The following is a 23,779-nucleotide window of genomic DNA, read 5'->3' as shown; positions in this document are numbered from 1 at the left end:
GGCTATGGCGACCAAAGGGCGGAAGGCCTTCCTGTGCCGCCGCGAGAGGCCTGCCGGCACGGCGGGCGAAGATCCGTCCATGGTGCAGCGCAAGATGAGAAAGGGTTTAGCGACCCTTGACCAAAGTCGAACTAGCCAATAGCCTGATGATAATGAAATGACGTTTCATTATTCAAAATGAAACGCACCGGAAACGCCACGAGGAACGGACCGTGCCAGCACGTGCGACCCCGCATGCCCAAAGCGATGCGGCGCCCTCTTCAGCCACTGGCACCAGCACGCTCGACCTCGCCTTGCGTATGGTCGAATACCTGGCGCTACAGAGCCGCCCCGTGCAACTGGCACAGATCGCGACGGCGTTTTCCGCCTCCAAGGCCACCGTCTATCGCCATTTGGTCACGCTCCAGCGCCATGGTTTTGTGCGACAGGATCCCGACACCGGGCGCTATGAGGCGGGCGTCAAATTGATGGTGCTGGGCGAAGCCCTGCGCGCCCGCTTCGACGTACTCTCCGCCGCCCGCGAAGACCTGATGCGGCTGCGCGACCAGACCGGCCAGGCGGTCACGCTCTGCGCCCTCATCGATGCCGAACTGGTGGTGCTGGAACTGGTGCAGGGCCGCACCCTGATCGAATTTGCCACCCGCCCCGGCACCCGGCTGGATTTCCACGCCAGTGCCCATGGCAAGGTGTGGCTGGCCTTTGGCCCGGCAACGTTGCGCGACACCGTATTGGCCGGGCCGCTCAAGGCCTGGACTGCAAGCACCATTTCCGAGTCCGCCGCGCTTCGCACCGAAATCGCGGCTGTCGCGACTCGCGGCTGGTCCACGGCCCCGGACGAAGTGATCACCGGCGTCAACACCCTGGCGGCCCCGGTGTTCGACCATCGCGGTGATCTTGTGGGATCGATCGCTATTGTCGGCGCCACCCAGTTCATTCCCCCCGTTCCCGATGACGCGCAGGTGGTGGAGGTGGTCGGCGCAGCCGGCCGCATCTCCAAGAGCCTGGGATGGAGACCCTGACCCCATGACCTATTCCCTCGCCGTCGATATTGGCGGCACCTTCACCGATATCGTGCTGCGCCACGCCGATGGCCGCCTCCAGGTGGACAAGACCCTGACCACCCATCACGATCTACTGGAAGGCTTCTTCCGCGGCGTTGACCAGGTGCTCGGCAAGGCTGGCGTCTCCGCCGACGACGTCAACGGCGTGGTGGTGCATGCCACCACCGTGGTCACCAATGCGCTGATCGAACGCAAGGGCCTGCCCACCGCTCTGGTGGTGACCGAGGGTTTTCGCGATGTGCTCGCCATCCGCAACGAGCACCGCTACGACATGTACGACCCGCAGATCGAATTCCCCGAGCCGCTGGTCCCCGCCCACCTCACCTTCGGCCTGAAGGAGCGGGTGCTGGCCGACGGCACGGTGCAGCTGGCCCCCACCGAGGCGGACATCGCCGCGCTGGCTGACACGCTGCGCGCGTCGGGCGCAAAGGCGGTGGCCATCTGCTTCCTCAACAGCTTCGCCAATGGCGCCAACGAGACTCAGGTGGCGACCGAGTTGCAACGGCTGCTCAACGACACCTTCATCTGCACCTCGTCCGACGTGGCCCCCCAGATCCGCGAATATCAGCGCGCCTCCACCGCCACGGTGAACGCTTATGCCATGCCGATCTCGCAGCCTTATCTGCGCCGGCTGAGCGAGCGCCTGCGCGATGAAGGCTTCTCCAACACCCCGCTCATCATGCTGTCGTCCGGTGGCGTGGTGGGGGCGGAGACCGCCGGCCGCAATCCGGTGCGCATGATCGAGAGCGGCCCGGCCGCCGGGGCGCTGGCCGCCTGCCATTATGCGGAAATGCTCGGCATCGACCGGCTGATGAGCTTCGACATGGGCGGCACCACCGCCAAGGCCTGCCTGATCGAGAACCGCACCCCGCTGGTCACCGGCCTGTTCGAGGTGGATCGCCGCTACCGCTTCAAGGAGGGCTCCGGCCTGCCGGTCACCGTGCCGTCCATCGACCTGATCGAGATCGGCGCCGGTGGCGGCTCCATCGCCCATGTGGATGATCTCGGCCTGCTGAAGGTCGGTCCCGAGAGCGCCGGCTCCAATCCTGGCCCCGCCTGCTACGGCCGCGGCGGCAAGGGGGCCACCGTCACCGATGCGGATCTGGTGCTGGGCCTGATCGATGCGGAGAACTTCCTCGGCGGCGACATGCCGCTCGACCTGCCCGCCGCCAACGCGGCCATGACCCGGCTGGGCGAAGACCTCAAGGTCTCGCGCATCCAGGCGGCGCGCGGCATCTATCGCATCGTCACTGAGGCCATGGCGTCCGCCGCCCGCACCCATGCCACCGATCGCGGCGTGGATTATCGCGGCTTGCCGCTGTTCGCCTTCGGCGGCGCCGGCCCGCTGCATGCCTGCGGCGTGGCGGACCTGTTGCAGAGCACGGCGGTGATCGTGCCGCCGCAATCCAGCGTACTGTCCGCGTTCGGAACCCTGGTGACGCCGGTGCGGCTCGATCTGGTGCGCTCCGACCTCACACGCGTGGACGGGCTGGATTGGGACCGCGTCGCCCGCATCATCGGCGATCTGGAAGCCGAGGGGCGCGCCGCCTTGCGCGAGGCCGGTTGCGCCAGCGCTGACGTCACCATCCTGATCGGCGCCGACATGCGCTATCTGGGCCAGCAGCATGAGGTCAACGTCACCTTCGACGCCGACCCGCGCGAGGCCCGCGACAGCGCCGCCATCGCCGATCTGTTCGCCGCCGCCTATCACCATCTCTATGGGGTGAACCCCTCCCATGTGCCGATGGAAATCGTCACCTGGCGCGTCACCGCGCGCGGCCCGGTGGTGCCCTTCCACGCCACCGCACGCACCTCGCAGGCGCCCGGCACGCCCAAGGCGTTCCGCAAGCTCCACGCCTGGAACGATGACCAGGACGCGGCGGTCTATGAGCGCATGAGCTTGGCCACCGGCCAGAGCGTCACCGGCCCCGCCATCATCGAGGAACGCGAGACCACCACCGCGATCCCGCCCGGCTGGACCGCCACCATCGACCGCTTCGGCTGCATCGTCGCCACCAAGAATTGAGGAAGAGAAATATGTCCGAACTCAAAATGGATGGCGTCGAGCTGGAAATCCTGTGGTCGAACCTGATCGGCGTGGTCACGGAGCGGGCCAAGGCCCTGCAGCGCATCGCCTTCAGCCCCATCGTGCGCGAGGCTGGCGATCTCGCCTGCGCCTTGTTCGACAAGCGCGGCCGCATGGTGGCGCAGGCCAATACCGGCACCCCCGGCCACATCAATTCGCTTGCCTTCGCCGGCGCCCATCTGGTGCGGCTGTTCGAGGGAAAATGCAGCCCCGGCGACGTGCTGATCACCAATGATCCCTGGCTCTCCGCCGGCCACTTCTTCGACATCACCATTCTCACCCCGATCTTCGACGGTGAAAATCTGATCGCTTATATCGGCTCCACCATCCACCACACCGATATCGGCGGCTACGGCATCGGCGCCGGTGCCCGCGACGTGCATGAAGAAGGCCTGTGGATCCCGCCGCTCAAGCTCTATGACAAGGGCGAGCCGGTGGAGGTGCTGCACGCCATCATCCGCCGCAATGTGCGCACGCCCGATGCGGTGTTCGGCGATCTCTCGGCGCAGGTGTCCTCCGGCCAGGCGGCCGCCGAGCATCTGATCGCGCTGTGCCGCCGCGCCGGGCTCTCCGACATCGAGACCCTGTCCGACGAGATCATCCAACGCTCGGAAGACGCGACCCGCGCGGCGATCCGCAAGCTGAAAGCCGGCACCTATCATGGCGAAAGCCAGTTCGACGTGCCCGGCGGCGAGATCATCACCCTGAAGACCGCTGTGACCGTGGATGCGGAGACCGGATCCATCATCGTCGACTTCACCGGCTCGTCGCCGCAGACCGCCACCGGCATCAATGTGGTGCTGAACTACACCCACGCTTATTCCACCTTCGCCATCCGCTCCTGCCTCAATCCGGACCTGCCGAACAACACTGGCTCGCTGGCCCCGATCGAGATCCGGGCGCCGGAAGGCTCGATCATCAATTGCAGCTATCCGGCGCCGGTGAATGCCCGCCATGTGGTGGGCATGTATGTGCCCATGCCCATCCTCAAGGCGCTCTATCAGGTGATGCCGGAACGGGTGCTGGCGGAAGGCTCCGGCGCGGTGTGGACCATGCAGGTGCAGGGCAAGCAGGCGGACGGGCGCCCGTTCACCTCCTCCATGTTCAACTATTCCGGCGGCATGGGCGCGCGGGCGGAGAAGGACGGGCCGAGCGCCACCTGTTATCCCACCGGCGTCGCCGCCGTGCCGATCGAGATCCTGGAAGCCGCGATGCCCATCGTGTTCGATCGCAAGGAATTGCGCCGCGGTTCGGGCGGCGCCGGCCGCACCCGCGGTGGCGACGGCCAGACCATCCAGTTCCACATGCGCACCGAGCATCCCTGGCTGCTCAATGCGGTGCCCAGCCGGCTGGAGAATGGGCCGGACGGCCTCGCAGGCGGTGCACCAGGGGCGGCGGGACGGTTCCTGGTCAATGGCCAGCCGGTGAGCGAAGCCAAGAAACTGACCATGCAGGCCGGCGACGTGGTGACTCTCGAAACACCGGGCGGCGGCGGCTACGGCCCACCCAAGGCCGCCTGATCCGACCTCCGGCGCATTGCGCCAATCCGACAGTCGCGTCCCGCTTCGGCGGGGTGCGGTGGACGCAGAACCGGCCGCAGCCAAAGGCCGGACAGTGATGACGCCAAACGCATCAAAAAAGAACCTCGGGAGGGACGCCGTGACGTTTCGCACTTTCATTGCCGCCGGCCTGCTCAGCGCCGTGTCGGTTCTCGCCGCCGGCGCCGCCGCGGCGCAGGAGACCTACAAGGTCGGCATTTCCGCCGGCCTCACCGGCTATGCCGCCACCGTGGATCGCGCCTGGCGCGACGGGGTGGAACTGGCCGCCGAAGCGCTCAACGCCCGTGGCGGCGTCATGGGCCGCAAGATCCAGGTGATCGTGGAGGACAACCGCTCCGAACCGCAGGAAGCGGTGACGGTCTATCGCAAGATGCTGTCCTCCGACGGCGCCCAGGTGTTCGTCTCCGGCTGCGTCTCGGCGGGCAATTTCGCCGCCGCCGGCCTGCTGGTGCGGGCCAAGGTGCCGATGATGCTGTGCTCCATCCTGCCGCAGCAGCCAGACCAGTTGAAGTGGGCCTTCTCCACTCTGCCCCCGGCGGGCTTCGAGGTGGAGAAGCGCCTGGAATATCTGCGCGACAAGACCCAGATCAAGAAGGTGGGCATCCTGCATGACCCCACGCCCTACGCCAATCTCCAGAAGAGCGTGGCGGAGAAGGTGGCGGCCAAATACGGCATCGAGATCGTCGCCATCGAGCAATACAAGCAGGACGATGCCGACCTCTCGGTGCAGATCAGCAAGATGCGCGCAGCCGGTGCTGGCGCGGTGCTCAAGATCGGGCTGGGTGGCACCACGCTCACCGCCGCCAAGAACATCAAGCAGCTGGGCGCCGACATGCTGCTGATGACCAGCCTGGAAGACCTGGCGGTGTTCGGCCCGGTGGCCGAGGTGCTGGGTGACAAGTTCTTCTTCGTCGCCTCGCCCTCGCAGGTCTATGACGCCTTGCCCGAAGGCCCGCTGAAGGCCGAGATTACTAAGTTCCTCGGCCCCTGGAAGGCCAAGTATGGCGATCGCGATCCAAACTGGGCCTCGCGCGGCTGGGATGGGCTGATGCTCACCGCCGCCGCCTTGGAGAAGGGCAAGTCGTTCGAGGGCTCAGCGGTGCGCGATGCCTATGAGGGCATCACCGGCTTCCAGGGCACCACCGGCGTCTACAATTTCTCCCCCGAAGTGCACCAGGGCATCACCATCAACCCGTTCGTGCTGGCCACCATCGTCAACGGCAAGATCAAGGTGGTGCAGTGAGCATGGCGCTCGCCCCGCAGCGGGAGGCGGCCTCCGCCGCGCCCGCCCCCGGCAGCGTCCCGATGCTGGAGGCGCGCGGGCTGTCCGCGCGCTATGGCCATGTGGAAGTGCTCCACCCCACGGACCTGTTCGTGGGCGAGGGCGAATTGGTGGCGGTGCTCGGCCCCAATGGCGCCGGCAAGTCCACCTTGCTGCGGGCCATCCTCGGGCTGGTGAGCAATTCCGGCAGCGTGCATCTGCGCGGCACGGCGCTGCCCCGGCTCGATCCGGTGGCGGTGGCCTCGCGCGGGGTGGTGCTGGTGCCGGAAGGGCGCGGCATCTTCGGCCCCATGAGCGTGGCGGAAAACCTGGAGCTGGGCGCCTATCGCCTCAAGGATCGCCACGAGTTCCAACGCCGCCATGAGAAGGTGATGGCGCTGTTTCCGCGCCTGAAGGAGCGGCTCACCCAGATCGCCGGCTCCATGTCGGGGGGCGAGCAGCAGATGCTGGCCATCGGCCGGGCGCTGATGGCAGGACCCCAGGTGCTGCTGCTGGACGAGCCCTCCCTCGGCCTTGCCCCGCGCGTGACCGGAGAAATCCTGGAGACCCTCGGCCGGCTGAATGGCGAGGGCCTCTCGATCATCCTGGTGGAGCAGAAGGCGCCGCTGGCGCTGCAGCTTGCCAATCGCGCCTACCTGCTGTCGGTGGGCCGCATCGTCGCCACTCTCGATCCACGCGAGATCACCTCTTATGACGAGCTCGCTCAGCATTACTTCGCCTGACACGAAGCCCCGCCAAGGCCGCCGCAACTGGCGCGCCGCGCTGCCTTATGCGGCGGTGGCGGGCGTGGTCGGCTATGCCGCCTTCGCCGGCGGCTATCCCGCCACCGTGGTGTCATTCGCGCTCATCTATGCGGTGTTCGTGATCGGGCTCAATTTGTTCATGGGCTTCGCCAATCAGGTGTCGTTCGGGCAGAATGCGTTCGCGGCCATCGGCGGCTACACCTCCGCCGTGCTCACCGCCACCTATGCCTGGGAGCCGCTGCCGGCCATGGCCGTGGGCATGGCTTTGGCCATCGCCGCCGCCTGCGCCATCGGCTATCCCACCTTGCGCCTGAAGGGCCATTATCTGGCCATGGGCACGCTGGCCATCGGGCTCATCGTCTATGAGATCACCGTGGAATGGCAGTCGGTGACCCAGGGTTATATGGGCCTGTCCGGCATCCCGCCCATGGGGGCACTCGGCTATGAGATCACCTCCGATCGCGGCCAGTTGCTGATGCTGGCGGGCGTGGTGGCGGGTGCCACCTTCCTCTCCGCCCGCCTGCGCACCTCGCGCATGGGCCGGGCGCTCTCCGCCGTGGCGGGCAGCGAGGAGGCGGCCCGCGCGCTGGGCATTCCGGTGGCGCGCTACAAGCTTTTGGCCTTCATCCTGTCGGCGGCGCTGGCCTCGCTCTCCGGCACGCTGTTCGTGCATGTGGTGGGCTTCGTCAGTCCCGAAGTGTTCGGCCTGCACATGGTCATTCTCACCTTCACCATGCTCTATGTGGGCGGCATCGGCACCATCGCCGGCCCGGTGGTGGGCGCGCTCATCATCAGCCTGCTGCCGGAAACGTTCCGCGGCTTCAAGGACTATCAGGACCTCGCCTATGGCGCGGCTTTGATCGTGATGCTGATCTACGCCCCCAAGGGCCTGTCCTCCCTCTTTGCCGCGCGGGGGGACAAATGAGCCGCCTGGTTCTGGAAAACGTCACCCGCCGATTCGGCGGGCTGGTGGCCGTGGACGATGTGAGCTTCTCGGTGCCCACGCAGGGCGTCACCGCGGTGATCGGGCCCAACGGCGCCGGCAAGACCACGCTGTTCAGCCTGATCTCCGGCTTCCTGCCCCCCTCATCCGGCCGCATCCTGTTCGACGGCACCGAGATCACCGGCCTGGCGCCGGAGAAGGTGGCCGCGCGCGGGCTGGTGCGCACCTTCCAGTTGGTGAAGCTGTTCGAGGATCTCACCACGCTGGAGAATGTGAAGGTGGGACGCCACCTGCACACCAAGGCCGGCCTGTTCGCAGCGCTCGCCCGCACACCCGCCGCCCGGCGGGAGGAGCGGGAGGTGGAGGCACGGGCGCGCGATCTGCTCGCCTTCGTAGGACTTGCTGCCAAGGCGGACGCCCACGCCTCGGGCCTCTCCTACGGCCAGCAGCGGCTGCTGGAAATGGCCCGGGCGCTCGCCGCCGATCCGCGCCTCGTCCTGCTGGACGAGCCGGCGGCGGGGCTGAACGGGGAGGAATCCGAACAGCTTTCCCGCATCATCCGCCGCATTGCGGAGGCCGGCACCACCGTGCTGCTGATCGAGCATGACATGACCCTGGTGATGAACACCGCCGACCGGGTGGTGGTGGTGGATTTCGGCCGCAAGATCGCCGAGGGCACCCCGGCGGAAGTGCGCGCCAACCCCGCCGTCATCGCCGCCTATCTCGGCGGCACCGAGACCGCTCCCACCCGCAGGACGGAGGCCGGCCGTGGCTGACTTTTCCTATATTCCCCAGGTGCTGGTGTCCGGGCTCGGCATCGGCTGCGTCTACGGGCTGATCGGCATCGGCTTCTGCGTCATCTACAACGCCTCGGGCATCGTGAACTTCGCCCAGGGCGCGTTCGTCATGCTGGGCGGGATGATCACCCAGGCGCTGCTCAACCGCTACGGCCTGCCCCTGCTGCCTGCCGCCCTCATCGCCATCGCCTTCGTCGCCTTGGTGGGGGTGGCGCTGGAGCGGGTGGTGGTGCGCCCGCTGTGGGACCGCAAGGCCACCATGTTCGCCATGATCCTGGCGACGCTGGCGGCGCAGATCGTCATCGAGCGCCTCACCCTGCTGGTGGGCGGCGACCAGCCGAAAACCCTGCCCATGTTCACGGACAGCCCGCCGATCCAGATCGGCGGCGTGGCGGTGAGCTATCAATTGCTGTGGATCGTCGGCTCGTCCCTGCTGGCGGTGGCGGCGCTGGCCGCCTTCTTCCGCCTGACCCGCACCGGCAAGGCCATGCGGGCGGTGGCGATCAATCGCGAGGCTGCCGCCCTCCAGGGCATCCCGGTCTCGCGCATGCTGGCGGCGGCCTTCGCCATCAGCGCGGCGCTGGGCGCCATGGCCGGCATCCTCATCACCCCCACCCAATATACCGCCTTCAACGTGGGCGTACCGTTCGCCATTTCCGGCTTCATCGCCGCCATCGTCGGCGGCTTCGGGCGGCCGTTCGGGGCGTTCCTGGGCGGGCTGATGCTGGGGCTGATCCAGTCGCTGGCCATCCTCGGCTTCGGCGCCGGCCTCAAGACTGTTGCGGCGCTCTCGGTGCTGCTGCTGTTCCTGTTCATCCGGCCATCCGGCATTCTCGGCGCCGCCAAATAACCCTATCTCCAGGAGCTTGCCATGGACATCACCCGCATCAATTGGAACGAGATGGAATGGACCCCGGTGCGCCAGGGCGTGGACCGCAAGGCGGTCTCTGGTGATGGCGCGACCGTGGCGCTGCATCGCCTCATGCCCGGCCACGAGCCGGTGCCGCACAGCCATCCCAATGAGCAGATCGCTTATATCGTCTCCGGCACCATCCGCTTCTTCGTGGGCGAGGACGAATATCTGGTCGGCCCCGGCGGCGTCATCGTCATTCCCCCCAACGTGCGCCACTGGGGCGAGGTGGTGGGCGATGAGCCAGTGATCAATCTGGATGTCTTCACCCCCCGCCGCCCCGAATACGCCTGAGCGCACCGCGCGCCAGGCCCCGAAGAGGTAGTCCCATGAACCTTGCGCTGTGGCTCGCCCGCGCCGGCCGCGAAAGCCCCGATGCCCCGGCCGTGGGCTTTGGCACTGCCACTCTCCTTACCTATGGGGCGCTGGCCGAGCGCGCTGCGCGCCTGGCCGGTGCCCTGCGCGGGCCCCTTCAGGTGCCGGTGGGTGGGCGGGTGGCGGTGATCGCCAAGAACGTCCCGGAATATCTGGAAATTCTCTACGGCATCTGGCTGGCCGGTGCGGTCGCGGTACCGGTCAATGCCAAGCTGCACGGCTCGGAATTCGGCTATATCCTCGAGCACTCCGGCGCCACCGTGGCCTTCGCCTCCAAGGACCTCGATGCCGCGCTGGCGCCGTTCGCGCCCGACAGCCTGCGCCACGTCCTGCCCATTGGCGGTGCCGCTTATCAGCAATTGCTCAGAGCAGAGCCTCTCGCCGTCCATCCCAGCACCGATGACGATCTGGCGTGGCTGTTCTACACCTCCGGCACCACCGGCCGGCCCAAGGGCGCCCTGCTCTCCCACGGCAATCTGGCCGCCATGTCCTATGCTTATGCCAGCGAGGTGGACCCCATCGCGCCCGGCGACGTGCTCTATCACGGCGCGCCCATGAGCCATGGCTCGGGCCTCTACATCATGGCCCATGTGATGCGCCGGGCGATCAATGTGGTGCCCGAAAGCGGCGCCTTCGAGCCGGACGAAATGCTGGCGCTGGCGGCTCATTGGGGCCGCACCTCGCTGTTTGCCGCCCCCACCATGGTCAAGCGGCTGGTGGCCTCCGGGGTGGCGTTCGATCCCGCGCGCCTGCGCTCCATCGTCTATGGCGGCGGGCCGATGTATGTGGAGGACACCATCGCGGCGCTCGACGTGTTCGGCGACCGGCTGGTGCAGATCTACGGCCAGGGCGAAACGCCCATGACCATCACCACGCTCGGCCGCGAGGACATCGCCAACCGCGCCGATCCGCGCTGGCGCGAGAAGCTGGGTTCCGTGGGCCGGCCCTTCGCCATGATCGATGTGGCGGTGGCGGATGGCGACGGCACGCCTTTGCCCGCAGGCGAAGTGGGCGAGGTGATCTGCCGTGGCCCCACCGTCATGTCCGGCTATTGGAACGACCCCGCCGCCACCGCCAAGGCCCTCAAGGACGGCTGGCTCCATACCGGCGACGTCGGTGTTCTGGATGAGGCTGGCTATCTCACCTTGAAGGACCGCTCCAAGGATCTCATCATCTCCGGGGGCACCAATATCTATCCCCGCGAGGTGGAGGAGGTGCTGCTCACCCATCCGCAGGTGCAGGAAGTCTCGGTGATCGGCCGGCCCGATCCGGAATGGGGCGAGGTGGTGGTGGCCTATGTGGTGGGCACCGCCCCGCCCGAGCCGCTGGATGCGCTCTGCCTGTCGCGCATCGCCCGGTTCAAGCGGCCCAAGCACTATGTCTATGTGGAGGCCCTGCCGAAGAACAATTACGGCAAGGTGGTCAAGACCGAGCTGCGCGACCGCGACGCCAAGAGCCTCACCGAACCCCAAGGCGGAGCCTCCGCATGACAGCGCCAGAAGCCTTCCGCGATCGTCTCAAGCGGCCGCTGATCGGCACCTTCGTGAAGACCGCCGCTTACCAGAACATGGAAATCCTTGCCCTGGCCGGGCTCGATTGCGTGGTCATCGACGCGGAGCATGCGCCCTTCTCCCCCGGCGATCTGGACCGCATGATCCTGGCCGGCCGGGCCGGCGGCCTGCCGGTGCTGGTGCGGGTGGCGGGGCTGGAGCCCGGCCCCATCGCCGCCTGCCTCGACATGGGCGCCACCGGCATCGTGGTGCCCCATGTGCGCAGCGTGGCCGATGCGCAAGCCGCGGTGGCGGCGGCCAAATATGCCGGCAGGCGCGGCTTCTCGCCCTCGCCCCGCGCCGGCGGCTACGGCACCCGCGGCGCCACCGCCTATCTCGCGGCAGCGGACGGCGAGACCTCGGTCTGGTGCCAGATCGAGGATGAGGAGGCGCTGGCGCATCTGGACGCCATCGCCGCCGTGCCGGGGGTGGACTGCCTGTTCGTGGGGCGGGCGGATCTGTCCTTGTCGCTGAAGGTGGAGAGCACCGCCGATCCCAAGGTGACAGAGGCGGTGCGCGCCGTGGGCCGCGCCTGCCAAGGCGCCGGCATCGCCGCCGGCCTGTTCGTGCCCGGCACGGCGGAAATCCGCGAGCGGATGGCGGAAGGCTATGATGCCTTCATCTGCGGCTCCGACCAGAGCTGGCTGCTGGACGCCGCCAAGGCGAAGAAGGCGGGGTTTCCGAGCTGAGACGCCCGCCAGAAATGGGACCACGCACCTGTGTTCAACCTCACAGGGGCTGGATGCCATTCTGCGCCTTTGAGGCCGCACCGCTGGGGACCAGCCGCGCTGCAGCGCACAAAGCGCAAGCAACTGCCCTCTCATTCTGCCTGAGATCCACGCAGAAGCCGACATGCCGCTTTTTCGCTCTTTCTAGAATGCGAACAATACCAGACGCTTAGGAAAACCTGCCATCTGGCACGTCTCTTGAATGGAGAAGGCGTGCCGTCAACGCTGATGGCGCACCCTATTCGTCCCAATGACGGGACCCGCAGCAGAGCCGCTGACACCGATGGCGAAACCGCCGTCCGGTTGTCCGCGGCTTTTTTCGTTTCTGGCCTCCGTCATCGCCGACCCGAACACCTAACCAGACGCCGGCTCAACGACAGCCGATCCACAGGGGAACAGAATGAGCGACGCGATCAAGTCCGGTTCCGCCCAGCCCACCACCGCCGGCGTCTCCCGCCGTTCGCTGCTGAAGGGCGGCGCCGCCGCGCTCGGCACCGCGGCCCTGTTCGAGGCGGCCAAGGTCGCCTTCCCCGGCGGCGTGCCCTCGGCCCATGCGGCGGCGCCGGAAACCACCAAGGCCATCCTCGGCTATATCGCGCTCATGGATGCCTCGCCTTTGGTGATCGCCAAGGAGAAGGGCCTGTTCGCCAAGCATGGCGTGCCGGATGTGGAAGTGGTGAAGCAGGCCTCCTGGGGCGCCACCCGCGACAATCTGGTGCTCGGCGGCGCCGCCAACGGCATCGACGGCGCCCACATCCTCACCCCCATGCCTTACCTGATTTCCACCGGCAAGGTGACCCAGAACAACGCCCCCACCCCCATGTACATCCTCGCCCGGCTCAATCTGGATGCGCAGGCGATCTCGGTCTCCAACGAATACAAGGACCTGAAGGTCACCGCCGATGCCTCGGCGCTGAAGAGCGTGTTCGCCAAGAAGAAGGCGGACGGCAAGGAAGTGAAGGTGGCCATGACCTTCCCCGGTGGCACCCACGATCTGTGGATCCGCTACTGGATGGCCGCCGCCGGCATCGATCCGGACAAGGACGTCTCCACCATCGTGGTACCGCCGCCGCAGATGGTGGCGAACATGAAGGTGGGCAACATGGACGCCTTCTGCGTCGGCGAGCCCTGGAATGAGCAGCTGGTCAACCAGGGCATCGGGTTTACCGCCTGCACCACCGGCGAGATCTGGAAGAACCATCCCGAGAAGGCCCTCGGCATGCGCGCCGACTTCGTGGACAAGAACCCCAACGCCACCAAGGCCATCGTCATGGCGGTGCTGGAGGCCCAGCAGTGGTGCGACAAGTTCGAGAACAAGAAGGAAATGTCCGAGATCGTCGGCAAACGGCAGTGGTTCAACGTGCCGGTGGCCGACATCTACGGCCGCACCATCGGCGACATCAATTACGGCAATGGCCGGGTGGTGAAGGGCTCCGACCAGTACATGAAGTTCTGGAAGGACAACGCCTCCTATCCGTTCAAGAGCCACGATGCCTGGTTCATCACCGAGGACATCCGCTGGGGCAAGTTCGAGCCCACCACCGACATTTCCGCTTTGGTGGACAAGGTGAACCGCGAGGACATCTGGCGCGCCGCCGCCAAGGAATTGAACGTGGCCAGCGCCGACATTCCCGCCACCACCTCCCGCGGCGTGGAAACCTTCTTCGACGGCAAGAGCTTCGATCCGAAGAACCCCACAGCCTACCTGAAAAGCCTCGGCATCAAGCGCGTGGAAGTGTGAGCGTGGGCGGGTCTTTCGTCTTCCACGCAACGCGGGTCATGCCCGGACTTGTGCCGGGCATGAGGAAACTCTCAGGGCGTGCAACCGGCGCCCTTTCACCGAACGCCTGAAATGCCTGAAGGGAACCGCAGCCCATGCCCGTGACCGCCCTCAAAGAGGCCCCGCAGCCCGCCCGCCTCGCCGGCGCTGCCCATCCGGCACCCGCCCAAGGCAGTGCCGCCGTGGTCCGGCTCAATCGGCCGAAGACGCCCCTCGCCAGCCGGGCGCGGGCAGCCGGGCATTGGCTGGCGGTGAGCGTGCTGCCGCCGCTGGTGGTGGCAGCACTGCTGCTGCTGCTGTGGGAACTGCTCTGCTCCGGCCCCGGCGCCACTTTGCCGCCGCCCAGCCGCATCTGGGCCGACAGCAAGGACCTGATCCTCGATCCGTTCTTCGTCGCCGGGCCGCAGGACATCGGCCTCGGCCTGCGGGTGCTGGTGTCGCTGCAGCGGGTGGCGGTGGGCTTTGGCCTGGCTGCCGTGGTGGGCGTGCTGGTGGGCGCGTTGATCGGCCAGTCCGTCTGGGCCATGCGCGGCCTTGACCCCATCTTCCAGATGCTGCGCACCGTGCCGCCTTTGGCCTGGCTGCCGCTGGCGCTGGCCGCCTTCCGCGACAGCAATCCCTCGGCCATCTTCGTGATCTTCATCACCGCAATCTGGCCGATCATCATCAATACGGCGGTGGGCATCCGCAACATTCCCCAAGACTATCGCAACGTCGCGCTGGTGCTGCGGCTGAACCCGATCGAATTTTTCTGGAAGATCATGCTGCCGTCGGCGGCGCCTTACATCTTCACCGGCCTGCGCATCGGCATCGGCCTTAGCTGGCTGGCGATCGTGGCGGCGGAAATGCTCACCGGCGGCGTCGGCATCGGCTTCTTCATCTGGGATGCGTGGAACTCCTCCCGCCTGCCCGACATCATCGTGGCCCTGGTCTATATCGGCGTCGTGGGCTTCGTCCTCGACCGTCTCGTGGCCGCTGTGGGTGGCTTCGTCACTCGCGGCACCTCGGCATCCTGAAGGAGGCTCCCATGTCCGCCTATCTCCAGCTCAGCCAGGTCGGCAAGACCTTTTCCCGCGGCGCCGCCAGTACGGAAGTGCTGAAAGAGGTGTCGCTCGACATCGCCAAGGGCGAATATCTCTCCATCATCGGCCATTCCGGTTGCGGCAAGTCCACCTTGCTCAATATCGTCGCCGGCCTCACCACCGCCACCACCGGCGGCGTGATCCTGGACGGGCGGGAGGTCAATGCCCCCGGCCCCGACCGGGCGGTCGTGTTCCAGAACCACTCTTTGCTGCCCTGGCTCACGGTCTATGACAATGTGCGCCTCGCCGTGGACAAGGTGTTCTCCGGCACGCGCTCCCGCGCCGAACGCCACGACTGGACCCTGCAAAATCTTGATCTGGTGCAGATGGGCCATGCCAAGGACAAGCGCCCGGCGGAAATCTCCGGCGGCATGAAGCAGCGGGTGGGCATCGCCCGGGCGCTGGCCATGCAGCCCAAGGTGCTGCTGCTGGACGAGCCGTTCGGCGCTTTGGATGCGCTGACCCGTGCCCATCTCCAGGACAGCGTGATGCAGATCCACGCCACGCTGGGCAACACCATCCTCATGATCACCCATGACGTGGACGAGGCGGTGCTGTTGTCCGACCGCATCGTGATGATGACCAACGGCCCCTCCGCCCGCATCGGCGAGGTGCTGGAGGTCAATCTGGTGCGCCCGCGCAAGCGCCTGGAGCTGGTGGCCAACCCCACCTATCTGAAAGCCCGCGAGGCGGTGCTGAAGTTCCTCCACGAGCGCCACCGCTTCGTGGACGCCGCCTGATCTCGCGCACCCATAACAATAAGGAAACGCCCCGTGAGCGAACCGCTCGTCATCGTTGGCAATGGCATGGCCGCCGCCAAGCTCTGCGAGGAGCTGAGTGCCCGCGCATTAGGGCGCTATGCGGTGGCGGTCATCGGCGCCGAGCCGGGCCTCGCCTATAATCGCGTGCTGCTCTCCGACGTGCTGGCGGGCAAGGTGCCCGCCAGCGACATCCAGATGAAGCCCGCCGCCTGGTGGCGGGCGCAGGGCGTCACCCTGATTCAGGGCCGCCCCGTGGCCGCCATCGACCGCCCCGGCCGCGCCGTGGTGCTGGCGGACGGCTGCCGCCTGCCGTTTGCCAAGCTGGTGCTGGCCACCGGTTCGCACCCCATCCGCCTGCCCTTGCCAGGCGCGGACCTGCCCGGTGTCACCACCTTCCGCGATCTGGCCGACGTTTCCGCGCTGCTGGCGGCCGCCAAGCCCGGCACCCGCGCCGTGGTCATCGGCGGCGGCCTGCTGGGGCTGGAGGCCGCCAGCGGCCTTGCGGGCGCCGGTGTCGCCACCACGCTCGTGCACCTCATGGAGCGGCTGATGGAGCGCCAGCTGGACGCCCCCGCCGCCGCCTTGCTGCGCCGGGCGGTGGAGGCCCGTGGCATCACGGTGCGGCTGGAGGGAGCCAGCGCCGCCATCGAGGGCGAAGGTCATGTCACGGGCCTGCGCCTGGCCGATGGCGAGGTGCTGCCCGCCGACCTCATCGTCATGGCCTGCGGCGTCAAGCCTAATGCGGATCTCGCCCGCGCCGCCGGGCTCACCTGCAATCGCGGCGTGGTGGTGGATGACGCCCTCGCCACCGACGATCCCGCCATCTTCGCCCTGGGCGAATGCGCCGAGCATCGTGGCGCCACCTATGGCCTCGTCGCCCCGGCCTATGAGCAGGCCCGCGTGCTGGCCCGCCGGCTGGCGGGAGGGGACGCGACCTATGCCGGCAGCGTCGTCTCCACCAATCTCAAGGTCTCCGGCGTGCATGTGTTCTCCGCCGGCGACATCTCTGGCGGCCCCAGTTGCGAAGACATCGTGCTCACCGACCGGGGCCTGTGCCTCTATCGCCGGCTGATCGTCAAGGACGACCGGCTGGTGGGCGCCGTTCTGTTCGGCGACACCGTCGACGGCCTCTATTATCTCGATCTCATCACCCACCGCCCCCCCATCACCGCGCTGCGCGCCGAGCTGGCCTTCGGGCGACCGGCGCTGGCCGCGTGAGGAGAGACCCATGAGCGGCGATTTCACCATCGATCAGAAGCGCTATCTGGAAGGCTTCGTCTCCGGCGCCCAGGTGGCCCGCGTGGCTCGCGCCCCCGGCGCGGCCGCCGCCGCCGAGCCCGCCGGGCCGGATGCCGCCAGCCTGAAGGCCATGGCCCGCACCGAAGCGGAAGGCATGAAGCTCACCCCCGAGGAGAAGGCCAAGCGCGAGGAAATGGGGCTAGACGCTTATAGCCGCATGGAAGCCGCGGCCGTCGAAGGCGTGTTCCCCAAGGGGCCGGACATCCTGCGCTGGAAATATCACGGACTGTTCTATGTGGCGCCGGCGCAAGACAGCTTCATGTGCCGCATGCGCATGCCCAACGGCATCCTCACCCATTGGCAATTGCGCGGCATCGCCGACATCGCGCAGACCCATGGCGGCGGCTATGCGGACGTGACCACCCGGGCCAATCTCCAGGTGCGCGAGATCCCCGCCACCGATGGCGTCATCCTGCTGGAGAAGCTCGTTGATCTGGGGCTCACGGCCAAGGGCGCGGGCGGCGACAATATCCGCAACGTCACCGGCACCCCCACCGCCGGCATCGACCCGCAGGAACTGCTCGACACCCGGCCCTATGCCAAGGCCTGGCACCACCACATCCTCAACACCCGCGCCATGTACGGCCTGCCGCGCAAGTTCAACGTCGCCTTCGATGGCGCGGGGATGATCGGCGCGCTGGAGGACACCAACGACATCGGCTTCCAGGCCATTGAGGTTAAGGACGGCTTCGGCGTCGCGGCCGGCGTGTGGTTCCGCCTCGCCCTGGGCGGCATCACCGGCCACAAGGACTTCGCCCGCGATACCGGCGTGATCCTCCCCCCCTGCGATGCGGTGCGGGTGGCCGATGCCATCGTCCGCGTCTTCATCGACAGTGGCGACCGCACCGACCGCAAGAAGGCCCGCCTGAAATATGTGTTGGACGCCTGGGGCTTCGAGAAATTCTTAGGCGCCGTGGAGGAGAAGCTGGGCGCCAAGCTCCAGCGCCTGCCCGCCGAGGCGGTGGCGCCCCGTCCCGAGCCGGACCGGCTGGCGCATCTGGGGGTGCATCCGCAGAAGCAGGCCGGGCTGAACTGGATCGGCATCGGCCTGCCGGTGGGGCGCATGAGCGTAGCGCAGATGCGCGGCCTCGCCGACATCGCCGCCCAGTATGGCGACGGCGACGTGCGCTTCACCGTCTGGCAGAACCTCCTGCTCTCCGGCGTGCCGGATGCCCGCGTGAGCGAGGCGAAAGCGGCCATCGTCGCGCTGGCGCTCACCGCCGAGCCGGACGTGCTGCAGGCGGGCATTGTCGCCTGCACCGGGGCGGCGGGCTGCCGCTTCGGCAATGCGGACACCAAGGCCACGGCCCTCGCCATCGGCGTCCATTGCGGGCCGAAACTGACGCTGGACAGCGCGGTGAACATCCATGTCACCGGCTGCCACAACAGCTGCGCCCAGCATTATATCGGCGACATCGGCCTGATCGGCGCCCGCGTCGCCATCAATGACGAGGGCGACACTGTCGACGGCTATCACGTGCTGGTGGGCGGCGGCTTCGGCAGCGAGGCCGCCATCGCCGAAGAGCTGCTCCAGGACGTGAAGGCACCCGATGCCCCGGGGGTCATCGAGCAATTGCTCAATCTGTGGATGGCCCAGCGCCTGCCGGGCGAAGCCTTCGCCGCCTTCAGCCGCCGCCTCGGCGCGCAGGCGCTGAAATCCCACCTCACGCTAAATGCCACGCCCGCCTTGGAGCGCGCCCAATGACCCTCCAGACCCGCGTCCCCCTGGTGCCCTTCCTGCCGGAGAGCGCCCCCTTCTCCCCCGAGCAGCGCGCCTGGCTCAACGGCTTCTTCGCCGGGGTGTTCTCCGCCGACGCCCCGCCCGGCGCCACCGCTTTGTCCGCCGCCGACAGCGCCGCCTTTCTGCCCGCGCCGGCGGACGACGATGATGCCCCCTGGCACGACGCCGCCATGCCCATCGACGAGCGTATGAAGCTGGCGGAAGGCAAGCCGCTCGCCCGCCGCATGATGGCGGCCATGGCCCAGCAGGATTGCGGCCAGTGCGGCTATCTGTGCGACACCTATTCCAAGGCTATCGCCTCGGGAACTGAGCCCAAGCTCAATCTGTGCGCGCCCGGCGGCAAGGAGACGGTGCGCATGCTCAAGCAGCTCGCCGCCGAGCTGGACGGCGCCCCCGCCCCCGCAGCGGAGGCAGCCGCAACGCCTGCTGCCGCGCCCGCGCCGACCACCCCCGGCACCCGCGACCATCCCGCCGACGTCACCTTCCTCGGCCGGTTCCGGCTCAATGGCGAAGGCTCCGAGAAGGAGACCTGGCATGTGGATTTCGATCTGGAAGGCTCCGGCCTCGAGTATGCCGTGGGCGACAGCTTCGGCCTGTTTCCGGTCAATGATCCCGATCTGGTGGCTCAGGTGCTGGCCGCTTTGCACGCCCCGACGGATTTCCCCATCGGCGAGAGCACGCTGGAACAGGTGCTCACCCGCAATGTGTGCCTGAAGTCCCCGCCCGACACGCTGTTCACGCTGATTTCCTACCTCACCGGCGGCACCCGCCGCGCCACCGCCAAGGCCCTGGCGGGGGGCGGCGATCCCGATGGCGATGCGGCGCTGCTGGATGTGCTAGCGGCACTGGTGAAATTCCCCGGCATCCGGCCCGATCCGGAAGCCTTCATCGAGTGCCTGGAGCCGCTCCAGCCCCGGCTCTATTCCATCTCCTCCAGCCCGGTGGCGACGCCGGGCAAGCTCTCCCTCACCGTGGATGCGGTGCGCTATGACCATGCCGGGCGCACCCGCCATGGGGTGTGTTCCACCTTCCTCGCCGGCCGGGTGGCGCCGGGCACGCGCATGAAGGCCTATGTGCAGAAGGCGCACGGCTTCGCGCTGCCGCCCGATCCCGCCACCGCCATCATCATGGTCGGACCCGGCACCGGCATCGCCCCGTTCCGCGCCTTCCTGCATGAGCGCAACGCCACCAAGGCGCCGGGCAAGAACTGGCTGCTGTTCGGCCACCAGCGCGAAGCCACCGACTTCTTCTATGCGGACGAACTGGCGCAGATGCAGGCCAGCGGCACCTTGACCCGCCTCGACACCGCCTGGTCGCGCGATGGCGCCGCCAAGGTCTATGTGCAGGACAAGATCCGCGCCGCCGGTCCCGATCTGTGGGCCTGGCTGCAACAGGGCGCGCATTTCTATGTCTGCGGCGATGCCAAGCGCATGGCCAAGGATGTGGAAGCCGCCGTCACCGAGGTGGCGGCCACCCATGGCGGGCTCCCGCCGGAGGAAGCCGCCCGCTTCGTCGCCGGGCTGAAGAAGGCCGGACGCTATCAGGCGGACGTCTACTAGCCGTGGCCCCCGCACCCGCCACGCTCCGGCTTTACAGCTGCCCCGGTTCCGGTTCAGCTTCCGCTCCGTCGGCGCCGGGCCGGTTGGAGCGCGCGGTTCCCTTATGGCTCACAGGACCTCGTCCATGAATGCGCCGCTGACCACGCCTCAGGCGATCGCCACCACCTGTCCCTATTGCGGCGTCGGCTGCGGCATCACCGCCACGCCGGATGGCATGGGCGGCGCGCGGGTGGCGGGGGATGAGACCCATCCGGCCAATCTCGGCCGCCTGTGCTCCAAGGGCGCGGCGCTGGGGGAAACCATCGGCCTCGACACCCGCCTGCTGCACCCCATGGTGCGCGGCGCCGACGGGGCGCTGGCTCGCGCCAGTTGGGAGACGGCCCTGGACCGCGCGGCGGAAGGGTTCCGCGCCACGCTGGCCGAACATGGGCCGCAGGCGGTGGCCTTCTATCTCTCCGGCCAATTGCTGACCGAGGATTATTACGTCGCCAACAAGCTGGCCAAGGGCTTCCTCGGCACCGCCCATGTGGACACCAATTCGCGCCTATGCATGGCCTCCTCGGTGGCCGGCCACAAGCGCGCCTTCGGCTCCGATACGGTGCCGGGCAATTATGAGGATCTGGAGCAGGCGGACCTGCTGGTGCTCACCGGCTCCAACACCGCCTGGTGCCATCCGGTGCTGTTCCGCCGCATGGTGGCAGCGCGGGTGGCGCGCGGCACCAGGATCGTGGTGATCGATCCCCGCCGCACCGCCACGGCGGATGAGGCCGATCTGTTCCTCCCCGTGGCCCACGGCACCGACACGCTGCTGTTTTCCGGCCTGCTGGTACATCTGGCCGATGCCGGCGCGCTCGATCCGGCCTACATCGCCGCGCACACGGAAGGGTTCGAAGACGCCCTCGCCCACGCTCGCTCTGTCGCACCGGATCTGGCCGCCACCGCCCGCGGCACCGGCCTGACGCTGGAGGACGTGGCGCGCTTTTTCGATCTGTTCCGCGCCACGGTGCGCACCGTCACCTGCTATTCCCAAGGGGTGAACCAATCGGCGCAGGGCACCGACAAGGTCAGCGCCATTCTCAATTGCCACCTGGCCACCGGGCGCATCGGGCGGCCGGGCATGGGGCCGTTCTCCCTCACCGGCCAGCCCAACGCCATGGGCGGGCGCGAAGTGGGCGGGCTCGCCAATCAATTGGCCGCCCATATGGGCTTTTCCCCCGCCGAGGTGGACCGGGTCCAGCGCTTCTGGGATGCGCCGCACATGGCGACCCGGGAAGGGCTGAAGGCGGTGGACATGTTTGCCGCTATTGAGCGCGGCGATATCAAGGCGCTGTGGGTGATGGGCACCAACCCCGCCGTGAGCTTGCCCCGCGCCGATGCGGTGCAGGCCGCGCTGGCCCGGCTGGATCTGTTCGTGCTGTCGGAGAATGTCGTCGGCACCGATACCGCGCTCGGCCGCCCGCACGTGCTGCTGCCCGCCGTCGCCTGGGGCGAGAAGAACGGCACGGTCACCAATTCCGAGCGCCGCATCTCGCGCCAGCGGCCCTTCCTCGCCCCGGCCGGGGAGGCCCGGCCCGACTGGTGGGCGCTCTCGCAGGTGGCCGCCCGCCTCGGCCACGGGACGGCCTTCGCCTATCAGGGACCGGCGGAGATTTTCCGCGAGCATGCGGCGCTCTCCGCCTTCGAGAATGACGCGGAATTCGGGAGCCGCCGCGACTTCGATCTCTCCGGTCTCGCCACCCTGTCGGATGCTGCCTACGAGACCCTCGCCCCGGTGCAATGGCCGGTGCGGGCGGCGGCGGACGGCGCCGGCGCGCCGGTGGGCACCGAGCGGCTGTTTGCCGATGGCGGCTTTTTCACCGCGAACCGGCGGGCGAAATTCATCCAGCCGGCGCCGCTGGCACCGCCGCAGGTCACGGCGGACTTTCCGTTCCTGCTCAACACCGGCCGCATTCGCGACCAGTGGCACACCATGACCCGCACCGGCCTCTCGCCCCGCCTGGGCAGCCATGTGCCGGCCCCGTTCGTGGCGGTGCATCCGGACGATGCGGCGGCGCTCGGCCTCACGGAGGCCCTGCTGGCCGCCGTCACCTCCGCGCATGGACGGGCGGTGCTGGAGGTGCGGCTCGATGCCGGGCAGGCGCGCGGCACGGTGTTCGCGCCCATTCATTGGAGCGCGGCCACCTCATCCGGCGGGCGGGTGGGAGCGCTGGTGCATCCGCGCACCGATCCGTTTTCCGGCCAGCCGGATGCCAAGGCGACGCCGGTGGCGCTGGCACCGGTGGCGGTCGCCGCCCAAGGCTTCCTGCTGGCGCGCACGCGCCTGGCGCCGCCGGACGGCATGGACTGGGCGCGGGCGCGGCTGGAGGGTGGCCATGGCTGGCGCCTCACCGGGCCGGCGGATCCCGCCGCCTGGGCCGCCTTCGCCCGCGCCACCGCCGAGGCGGCTGGCGTGATGGACACGCTCGCCGAAATCACCGACACCCATGGCCGGCGCTATCGCGCCGCCGCCTTCACTCCCTCCGGGGCGCTGGCCTTTGCCTTGGTGCTGGCCCCGCCGGGAGAGGCCCCGCCCTGGGATGCCCTCGCCGGACTGCTGGCGCAGGATGAGGTGAGCACCGCCGACCGCCGCGCCATCCTCTCCGCCCGCCGCGCCGATGGCTCGGCTCCCGGCGGTCCTTTGGTGTGCGCCTGCTTCGGCGTGCCTTATGGCGCCATCACGGCGGCCATCGCCGCCGGCGCCCGTGACACCGGCGCCATCGGCACCGCGCTCAAGGCCGGCACCAATTGCGGCTCCTGCCTGCCGGAACTGCGGCGGATGCTGTCCCAAGCCGCCGCAGAGGCTCCCGTTCCCGCGTAGGGCTGGGCCGCCCTTCCGACTCAAAAAGGGCCGGATGCTCGCGCATCCGGCCCTTTCTTATTCTGCCCTAAGCCGGCGCCATTGGCCGTCGGCGTGGGCGCGCGGCTCAGGCCTTGGTCTTGGCGCGCTCGATGCCTTCGACGATCAGCTTCTGGGCTTCCTCGGCATCACCCCAGCGCAGGATCTTGACCCACTTGTTGGGCTCCAGGTCCTTGTAGTGGGTGAAGAAATGCTCGATCTGCTTCAGCGTGATCTCGGCCAGATCGGTGTAGGACTTCACCGCTTCGTAGCGCTTGGTCAGCTTGGAGCCGGGGACGGCGATGATCTTCTCGTCCACGCCGCTCTCGTCTTCCATGAGCAGGACGCCCACCGGACGCACCGCCATCACCGCGCCCGGCACGATGGCGCGGGTGTTGGCGATGAGCACGTCGCACGGGTCGCCGTCGCCGGAGAGCGTGTGCGGGATGAATCCGTAATTCCCCGGATACCGCATGGCGGTATACAGGAAGCGGTCTACGAACAGAGCGCCGGATTCTTTGTCCATCTCATACTTGATGGGCTCCCCGCCAATGGGAACCTCGATCACCACATTGACTTCGTGGGGCGGGTTCTTGCCGATCGGGATCGCTTCGATACGCATGTGTCAGCGCTCACTTGCCGCGTCGA

General features: G+C 68.0%; 19 protein-coding genes. 18 read left to right on the top strand and 1 reads right to left on the bottom strand.

From position 1 onward, the window contains the following. Positions 1–212: 212 nt before the first annotated feature. From AAG816_RS18700 to AAG816_RS18615, 18 genes are all read left to right on the top strand, one after another. Positions 213–1,019, top strand: coding sequence for an IclR family transcriptional regulator (locus tag AAG816_RS18700; RefSeq protein ID WP_341991189.1), 807 nt, complete (start codon positions 213–215; stop codon positions 1,017–1,019). Positions 1,020–1,023: 4 nt separating this feature from the next. Continuing rightward, a complete protein-coding gene (locus AAG816_RS18695; RefSeq protein WP_341991188.1) occupies positions 1,024–3,087 on the top strand; it encodes a hydantoinase/oxoprolinase family protein in 2,064 nt (687 codons plus the stop codon). Between the two features lie 11 nt (positions 3,088–3,098). Beyond that, positions 3,099–4,667, top strand: coding sequence for a hydantoinase B/oxoprolinase family protein (locus AAG816_RS18690; RefSeq protein WP_341991187.1), 1,569 nt, complete (start codon positions 3,099–3,101; stop codon positions 4,665–4,667). Between the two features lie 139 nt (positions 4,668–4,806). Further along, a complete protein-coding gene (locus tag AAG816_RS18685; protein WP_341991186.1) occupies positions 4,807–5,949 on the top strand; it encodes an ABC transporter substrate-binding protein in 1,143 nt (380 codons plus the stop codon). 2 nt (positions 5,950–5,951) lie between these two features. Next, complete coding sequence (locus AAG816_RS18680) at positions 5,952–6,710, top strand: ABC transporter ATP-binding protein (RefSeq protein WP_341991185.1); 759 nt, start codon at positions 5,952–5,954, stop codon at positions 6,708–6,710. Then, positions 6,679–7,656: a branched-chain amino acid ABC transporter permease gene (locus AAG816_RS18675; protein ID WP_341991184.1), complete on the top strand. Its 978-nt coding sequence runs from the start codon at positions 6,679–6,681 to the stop codon at positions 7,654–7,656. Before AAG816_RS18680 ends, AAG816_RS18675 begins: the two co-directional genes overlap by 32 nt. Beyond that, positions 7,653–8,450 (top strand): ABC transporter ATP-binding protein, encoded by a 798-nt coding sequence (locus AAG816_RS18670; protein WP_341991183.1) that lies wholly within the window; start codon positions 7,653–7,655, stop codon positions 8,448–8,450. The genes AAG816_RS18675 and AAG816_RS18670 overlap by 4 nt, the downstream gene beginning before the upstream one ends. Next, positions 8,443–9,321 carry a branched-chain amino acid ABC transporter permease gene (locus tag AAG816_RS18665; protein WP_341991182.1) on the top strand — a complete coding sequence of 293 codons (879 nt, stop codon included), beginning with the start codon at positions 8,443–8,445 and terminating at the stop codon, positions 9,319–9,321. The genes AAG816_RS18670 and AAG816_RS18665 overlap by 8 nt, the downstream gene beginning before the upstream one ends. A gap of 21 nt (positions 9,322–9,342) precedes the next feature. After that, complete coding sequence (locus AAG816_RS18660; protein WP_341991181.1) at positions 9,343–9,675, top strand: cupin domain-containing protein; 333 nt, start codon at positions 9,343–9,345, stop codon at positions 9,673–9,675. Between the two features lie 35 nt (positions 9,676–9,710). Next, positions 9,711–11,246, top strand: coding sequence for an AMP-binding protein (locus AAG816_RS18655; RefSeq protein WP_341991180.1), 1,536 nt, complete (start codon positions 9,711–9,713; stop codon positions 11,244–11,246). Continuing rightward, entirely contained in the window at positions 11,243–11,995 is a 753-nt protein-coding gene (locus AAG816_RS18650; RefSeq protein ID WP_341991179.1) for an aldolase/citrate lyase family protein, read from the top strand. Before AAG816_RS18655 ends, AAG816_RS18650 begins: the two co-directional genes overlap by 4 nt. A 439-nt stretch (positions 11,996–12,434) precedes the next feature. Further along, positions 12,435–13,775: a CmpA/NrtA family ABC transporter substrate-binding protein gene (locus AAG816_RS18645; protein ID WP_341991178.1), complete on the top strand. Its 1,341-nt coding sequence runs from the start codon at positions 12,435–12,437 to the stop codon at positions 13,773–13,775. A 134-nt stretch (positions 13,776–13,909) separates the two neighbouring features. Continuing rightward, positions 13,910–14,830: a nitrate ABC transporter permease gene (gene ntrB / locus AAG816_RS18640; protein WP_341991177.1), complete on the top strand. Its 921-nt coding sequence runs from the start codon at positions 13,910–13,912 to the stop codon at positions 14,828–14,830. 11 nt (positions 14,831–14,841) lie between these two features. Further along, the gene (locus tag AAG816_RS18635; protein ID WP_341991176.1) at positions 14,842–15,636 is read left to right on the top strand and encodes an ABC transporter ATP-binding protein; all 795 of its coding nucleotides are present in this window, start codon (positions 14,842–14,844) and stop codon (positions 15,634–15,636) included. A gap of 33 nt (positions 15,637–15,669) precedes the next feature. After that, a complete protein-coding gene (locus tag AAG816_RS18630) occupies positions 15,670–16,875 on the top strand; it encodes an FAD-dependent oxidoreductase (protein ID WP_341991175.1) in 1,206 nt (401 codons plus the stop codon). A gap of 10 nt (positions 16,876–16,885) precedes the next feature. Next, the gene (locus AAG816_RS18625; protein ID WP_341991174.1) at positions 16,886–18,661 is read left to right on the top strand and encodes a NirA family protein; all 1,776 of its coding nucleotides are present in this window, start codon (positions 16,886–16,888) and stop codon (positions 18,659–18,661) included. Beyond that, positions 18,658–20,256, top strand: a complete 1,599-nt coding sequence (locus AAG816_RS18620) for a sulfite reductase subunit alpha (RefSeq protein WP_341991173.1) — start codon at positions 18,658–18,660, stop codon at positions 20,254–20,256. The genes AAG816_RS18625 and AAG816_RS18620 overlap by 4 nt, the downstream gene beginning before the upstream one ends. 124 nt (positions 20,257–20,380) lie before the next feature. Further along, complete coding sequence (locus tag AAG816_RS18615) at positions 20,381–23,113, top strand: nitrate reductase (protein ID WP_341991172.1); 2,733 nt, start codon at positions 20,381–20,383, stop codon at positions 23,111–23,113. A 106-nt stretch (positions 23,114–23,219) separates the two neighbouring features. Here AAG816_RS18615 and ppa read toward each other — a convergent pair whose 3' ends face one another. Beyond that, positions 23,220–23,753 (bottom strand): inorganic diphosphatase, encoded by a 534-nt coding sequence (ppa, locus tag AAG816_RS18610; protein ID WP_341991171.1) that lies wholly within the window; start codon positions 23,751–23,753, stop codon positions 23,220–23,222. Positions 23,754–23,779 lie beyond the last annotated feature (26 nt).

The sequence above is a fragment of the Azorhizobium sp. AG788 genome, assembly GCF_943371865.1.
GTDB lineage: Bacteria > Pseudomonadota > Alphaproteobacteria > Rhizobiales > Xanthobacteraceae > Azorhizobium.
Note: the sequence above shows the minus strand (reverse complement) of the source record. Positions and strands in the feature narration are given on the sequence as shown.

What these genes read in the sequence shown, in the direction of transcription:
- AAG816_RS18645 (WP_341991178.1), top strand. Translation starts at nt 12,435, where the DNA reads ATGAGCGACGCGATCAAGTCCGGTTCCGCCCAGCCCACCACCGCCGGC.
- AAG816_RS18655 (WP_341991180.1), top strand. Translation starts at nt 9,711, where the DNA reads ATGAACCTTGCGCTGTGGCTCGCCCGCGCCGGCCGCGAAAGCCCCGAT.
- ppa (WP_341991171.1), bottom strand. Translation starts at nt 23,753, where the DNA reads ATGCGTATCGAAGCGATCCCGATCGGCAAGAACCCGCCCCACGAAGTC.
- ntrB (WP_341991177.1), top strand. Translation starts at nt 13,910, where the DNA reads ATGCCCGTGACCGCCCTCAAAGAGGCCCCGCAGCCCGCCCGCCTCGCC.
- AAG816_RS18620 (WP_341991173.1), top strand. Translation starts at nt 18,658, where the DNA reads ATGACCCTCCAGACCCGCGTCCCCCTGGTGCCCTTCCTGCCGGAGAGC.
- AAG816_RS18690 (WP_341991187.1), top strand. Translation starts at nt 3,099, where the DNA reads ATGTCCGAACTCAAAATGGATGGCGTCGAGCTGGAAATCCTGTGGTCG.
- AAG816_RS18615 (WP_341991172.1), top strand. Translation starts at nt 20,381, where the DNA reads ATGAATGCGCCGCTGACCACGCCTCAGGCGATCGCCACCACCTGTCCC.
- AAG816_RS18680 (WP_341991185.1), top strand. Translation starts at nt 5,952, where the DNA reads ATGGCGCTCGCCCCGCAGCGGGAGGCGGCCTCCGCCGCGCCCGCCCCC.
- AAG816_RS18635 (WP_341991176.1), top strand. Translation starts at nt 14,842, where the DNA reads ATGTCCGCCTATCTCCAGCTCAGCCAGGTCGGCAAGACCTTTTCCCGC.
- AAG816_RS18650 (WP_341991179.1), top strand. Translation starts at nt 11,243, where the DNA reads ATGACAGCGCCAGAAGCCTTCCGCGATCGTCTCAAGCGGCCGCTGATC.
- AAG816_RS18625 (WP_341991174.1), top strand. Translation starts at nt 16,886, where the DNA reads ATGAGCGGCGATTTCACCATCGATCAGAAGCGCTATCTGGAAGGCTTC.
- AAG816_RS18675 (WP_341991184.1), top strand. Translation starts at nt 6,679, where the DNA reads ATGACGAGCTCGCTCAGCATTACTTCGCCTGACACGAAGCCCCGCCAA.
- AAG816_RS18660 (WP_341991181.1), top strand. Translation starts at nt 9,343, where the DNA reads ATGGACATCACCCGCATCAATTGGAACGAGATGGAATGGACCCCGGTG.
- AAG816_RS18695 (WP_341991188.1), top strand. Translation starts at nt 1,024, where the DNA reads ATGACCTATTCCCTCGCCGTCGATATTGGCGGCACCTTCACCGATATC.
- AAG816_RS18670 (WP_341991183.1), top strand. Translation starts at nt 7,653, where the DNA reads ATGAGCCGCCTGGTTCTGGAAAACGTCACCCGCCGATTCGGCGGGCTG.